Genomic DNA, 4,148 nt, shown 5'->3' with positions numbered 1-4,148 from the left:
GTAAAACAACGAATTTTGGACAGACCGGGGAAGGGTGAAGAACCCGTCCCGTTAGAAAAGAAGAAGGCGGCCAGTCATGATTCAGATGCAAACAAACCTCGACGTCGCGGATAATTCCGGCGCCCGTCGTGTCATGTGCATCAAGGTGCTGGGCGGCTCGAAGCGGAAATACGCTTCCGTGGGCGACATCATCGTGGTGTCGATCAAGGAAGCCATCCCGCGCGGCCGCGTGAAGAAGGGCGATGTGATGAAGGCGGTCGTGGTTCGCACGGCCAAGGACATCCGCCGCCCGGACGGCAGCGTGATCCGTTTCGACAAGAACGCGGCCGTTCTCGTCGACAACAAGAAAGAGCCGATCGGCACACGTATCTTCGGACCGGTTCCGCGCGAACTGCGCGCCAAGAACCACATGAAGATCATCTCGCTCGCGCCTGAAGTGCTGTAAGGAGCCGGACCAATGCAAAAGATTAGAAAAGGCGACAAGGTCGTCGTGCTGGCCGGCAAGGACAAGGGCCGTTCGGGCGAAGTCCTCTCGGTACAGCCGAAGGACGACACCGCGCTGGTGCGCGGCGTCAACATGATCCGCCGTCACCAGAAGCAGTCCCAGTCCCAAGAGGGCGGGATCATCACCAAGGAAGCGCCGATCCAGCTGTCGAACATCGCGCTAGCCGACCCCAAGGATGGCAAGCCGACCCGCGTCGGCTTCATCTTCCAGAAGGACGGCAAGAAGGTGCGCGTCGCCAAGCGCTCGGGAGAAGTCATCAATGGCTAAGGCTCAAACCAAGCAGGCGACTGCCCAGAACACGCCGCGTCTCAAGCAGGTCTACAACGAGACCATCCGCAAGGCGCTGCAGGAGCAGTTCGGCTACGAGAACGAGATGCAGGTCCCCCGCATCGACAAGATCGTGCTGAACATGGGCGTCGGCGAAGCGACCGGCGATTCGAAGAAGCCTTCGATCGCGGCCGAAGACCTGGCGATGATCGCCGGCCAGAAGGCCGTCGTCACCCGCGCCCGCAATTCGATCGCCGGCTTCAAGGTCCGCGAGAAGATGCCGATCGGCGCCAAGGTCACGCTGCGCAAGGAACGCATGTACGAGTTCCTCGACCGCCTCGTGAACATCGCGCTGCCGCGCGTCCGCGACTTCCGCGGGCTCAATCCGAAGAGCTTCGATGGCCGTGGCAATTACGCCATGGGCATCAAGGAACACATCGTGTTCCCGGAGATCAACTACGACAAGGTTGATCAGATCTGGGGCATGGACGTCATCGTTTGTACGACTGCGAAGACGGACGACGAAGCCAGGGCATTGCTCAAGGCCTTCAACTTCCCCTTCCGCCAGTAACGGCAGCGAGAAAAGGAAAATCTGAAATGGCAAAGACCAGCTCAGTCGAGAAGAACAACAGGCGCCGCAAGCTTGCGGACCAGTACGGTCCCAAGCGCAAGGCGCTCAAGGCGATCATCATGGATCAGTCCAAGCCGATGGAAGAGCGCTTCCGCGCCCAGTTGAAGCTTGCTGCCCTGCCGCGCAACTCGGCCAAGATCCGCATCCGCAACCGCTGCGAAGTCACCGGACGTCCGCGTGCCTATTATCGCAAGCTCAAAGTATCGCGCATCGCGCTTCGTGATCTCGGCAATAACGGCCAGATCCCGGGCCTGGTCAAGTCGAGCTGGTAAGGAGGACATAACATGTCATTGAGCGATCCTCTCGGCGATATGCTGACCCGCATCCGCAACGCCTATGGCCGCAAGAAGTCGAGCGTTTCGACGCCGGCCTCGCGCCTGCGTACCCGCGTCCTCGACGTGCTGAAGGCTGAAGGCTATATCCGCGACTACAGCCAGACCGACTTCGACAACGGCAAGTCCGAAATCGAGATCGAGCTGAAGTATTTCGACGGTGCGCCGGTCGTGCGCGAAATCGCCCGCGTCTCGAAGCCGGGCCGTCGCGTTTACGTTTCGGCCAAGTCGATCCCGCACGTCGCCAACGGTCTCGGCATCGCCATCCTTTCGACACCGAAGGGCGTGATGGCCGACCACGAAGCACGCGAACAGAATGTCGGCGGTGAGATCCTCTGCCAGATCTTTTGATCTGGCAGCTCATCGCAAAGTGGAATCCGGTCTTCGGATCGTTCCCGAAGACAGAGACCTGAAACAAGAGAAGTGACGAGGACAACAAAATGTCTCGTATTGGAAAGAAACCCGTTTCGCTGCCGCAGGGCGTGACCGCGACCGTCAACGGCCAGACCGTGACGGCGAAGGGCCCCAAGGGCGAGCTGAAGTTCGTGGTGAACGACGAAGTTCTGGTCAAGATGGAAGGCTCGGAGATCGCTGTCCAGCCGCGCGACCAGACCAAGACCGCCCGCGCCAAATGGGGCATGTCGCGCACGCAGATCGTCAACATCCTGCAGGGCGTCAAGGACGGTTTCGAAAAGAAGCTCGAGATCACCGGCGTCGGCTACCGCGCCGCCATGCAGGGCAAGAACCTGCAGCTCGCGCTTGGCTTCAGCCATGACGTCGTCTATGAGACGCCGCAAGGCATCACGATCACCGTGCCGAAGCCGACGGAAATCACCGTGACCGGCATCGACAAGCAGATGGTCGGCCAGGTCGCCGCCGAGATCCGCGAGTATCGCGGCCCGGAGCCCTACAAGGGCAAGGGCGTGCGCTACGCTGGCGAGAAGATCGTCCGCAAGGAAGGCAAGAAGAAGTAGTGGGCTTGGCCCCGAAAAGTCGCGGACTTTTCGGAAAGGACCAAACCAAGGAAATGCAACGCCGCGGGGCACGGCCGCGGGAGGCGCTTCGCCTACCGCATATGGTTGTCCCCGTTTTTTGAAGGCAAGGAACCGACATCATGGGCTCGAAAGAATCCACCCAGCGCCGCGCTCAGCGCGTCCGCCGCCAGATCAAGAAGGTCGCGGGCGAGCGTCCGCGTCTGTCCGTCCACCGCACGTCGAAGAACATCTATGTGCAGGTCATCGACGACGCCAAGGGCCACACCATCGCCGCCGCCTCGACCTTGGAGAAGGACCTCAAGGGTTCGCTCAAGACCGGCGCCGACACCGCGGCTGCCGCCGCGATCGGCAAGCTGATCGCCGAGCGCGCCTCGAAGGCCGGCGTCAAGGAAGTCGTCTTCGACCGCGGCCCTTATATCTATCACGGTCGCGTCAAGGCGCTGGCCGAAGCCGCCCGTGAAGGCGGTCTCAGCTTCTAAGAAACTTTCGCCCCCGGTGACCCACAGAGGCGCCGGATATCATCATCAACCGTGCTTCCGGAAAAAAACAAGGAACAGGATATGGCACAGGAACGTAGAGATGGCGGCCGCGGCCGTGATCGCGAAGAGCGCGACGATGGCATGGTGGACAAGCTCGTCCACATCAACCGCGTCGCCAAGGTCGTCAAGGGCGGCCGTCGCTTCGGCTTTGCAGCACTCGTCGTCGTCGGCGACCAGAAGGGCCGCGTCGGCTTCGGCCACGGCAAGGCGCGCGAAGTGCCGGAGGCGATCCGCAAGGCAACCGAATCGGCCAAGCGCGACATGATCTTCGTGCCGCTGCGCTCGGGCCGCACGCTGCACCACGACGTCGAAGGACGCTGGGGCGCCGGACGCGTGCTGCTGCGCGCTGCCAAGCAAGGTACCGGCATCATCGCCGGCGGCCCGATGCGCGCCGTCTTCGAGACGCTCGGCATGCATGACGTGGTCGCCAAGTCGATGGGTTCGTCGAACCCATACAACATGGTTCGCGCCACGTTCGACGCGCTGAAGAGCCAGATGCATCCCAAGGATGTGGCTGCTGCGCGCGGCATCAAGTATTCGACGCTTCAGGCCCGCCGCGGCACCGCCGTTGCGGCCGAAGAATAGTCGATCTGACCAGGGATTTTGACCATGGCCAAGAAAGCAACAAAGACCATCACCGTCGAGCAGATCGGTTCGCCGATCCGCCGGCCGAAGGAGCAGCGCGCGACGCTGGTCGGCCTCGGCCTCAACAAGATGCACAAGCAGCGCACGCTGGAGGATACGCCCTCCGTGCGCGGCATGATCGCTGCCGTCCAGCATCTCGTCCGCGTCGTGGACGAGGGCTGAGCAAAAACGCAGGAGAACGAAGATGAAACTCAACGATCTGCGTGACAAGGACGGCGCCACGCATTCCAAGAA

9 protein-coding genes are annotated in these 4,148 nt (G+C 61.6%); all 9 read left to right on the top strand.

Features of this window, described 5'->3' with window-relative positions; translation table 11 throughout:
- Positions 1-76: 76 nt before the first annotated feature.
- The 9 genes from rplN to rpmD all read left to right on the top strand — a co-directional run bounded on the left by rplN (position 77) and on the right by rpmD (position 4,076).
- On the top strand, positions 77-445 hold the full coding sequence (gene rplN, locus CN311_RS29780) for a 50S ribosomal protein L14 (RefSeq protein ID WP_006205457.1): 369 nt from the start codon (positions 77-79) through the stop codon (positions 443-445).
- 12 nt (positions 446-457) lie between these two features.
- Positions 458-772: a 50S ribosomal protein L24 gene (gene rplX, locus CN311_RS29775; protein WP_006205456.1), complete on the top strand. Its 315-nt coding sequence runs from the start codon at positions 458-460 to the stop codon at positions 770-772.
- Positions 765-1,343: a 50S ribosomal protein L5 gene (gene rplE / locus CN311_RS29770; protein ID WP_008875670.1), complete on the top strand. Its 579-nt coding sequence runs from the start codon at positions 765-767 to the stop codon at positions 1,341-1,343. Before rplX ends, rplE begins: the two co-directional genes overlap by 8 nt.
- A gap of 26 nt (positions 1,344-1,369) precedes the next feature.
- Complete coding sequence (rpsN, locus tag CN311_RS29765) at positions 1,370-1,675, top strand: 30S ribosomal protein S14 (protein ID WP_008875671.1); 306 nt, start codon at positions 1,370-1,372, stop codon at positions 1,673-1,675.
- Between the two features lie 12 nt (positions 1,676-1,687).
- Positions 1,688-2,086, top strand: coding sequence for a 30S ribosomal protein S8 (rpsH, locus tag CN311_RS29760; protein WP_006205453.1), 399 nt, complete (start codon positions 1,688-1,690; stop codon positions 2,084-2,086).
- Positions 2,087-2,175: 89 nt separating this feature from the next.
- Positions 2,176-2,709 (top strand): 50S ribosomal protein L6, encoded by a 534-nt coding sequence (gene rplF, locus CN311_RS29755; RefSeq protein ID WP_008875672.1) that lies wholly within the window; start codon positions 2,176-2,178, stop codon positions 2,707-2,709.
- 140 nt (positions 2,710-2,849) lie between these two features.
- Positions 2,850-3,209: a 50S ribosomal protein L18 gene (rplR, locus tag CN311_RS29750; protein ID WP_097577173.1), complete on the top strand. Its 360-nt coding sequence runs from the start codon at positions 2,850-2,852 to the stop codon at positions 3,207-3,209.
- A gap of 81 nt (positions 3,210-3,290) precedes the next feature.
- Complete coding sequence (rpsE, locus tag CN311_RS29745) at positions 3,291-3,854, top strand: 30S ribosomal protein S5 (protein ID WP_006333394.1); 564 nt, start codon at positions 3,291-3,293, stop codon at positions 3,852-3,854.
- A gap of 24 nt (positions 3,855-3,878) precedes the next feature.
- On the top strand, positions 3,879-4,076 hold the full coding sequence (rpmD, locus tag CN311_RS29740) for a 50S ribosomal protein L30 (protein ID WP_006205449.1): 198 nt from the start codon (positions 3,879-3,881) through the stop codon (positions 4,074-4,076).
- Positions 4,077-4,148: the final 72 nt, after the last annotated feature.

The sequence above is a fragment of the Mesorhizobium sanjuanii genome (genome assembly GCF_002529485.1).
Classification (GTDB): domain Bacteria; phylum Pseudomonadota; class Alphaproteobacteria; order Rhizobiales; family Rhizobiaceae; genus Mesorhizobium; species Mesorhizobium sanjuanii.
Note: the sequence above shows the minus strand (reverse complement) of the source record. Positions and strands in the feature narration are given on the sequence as shown.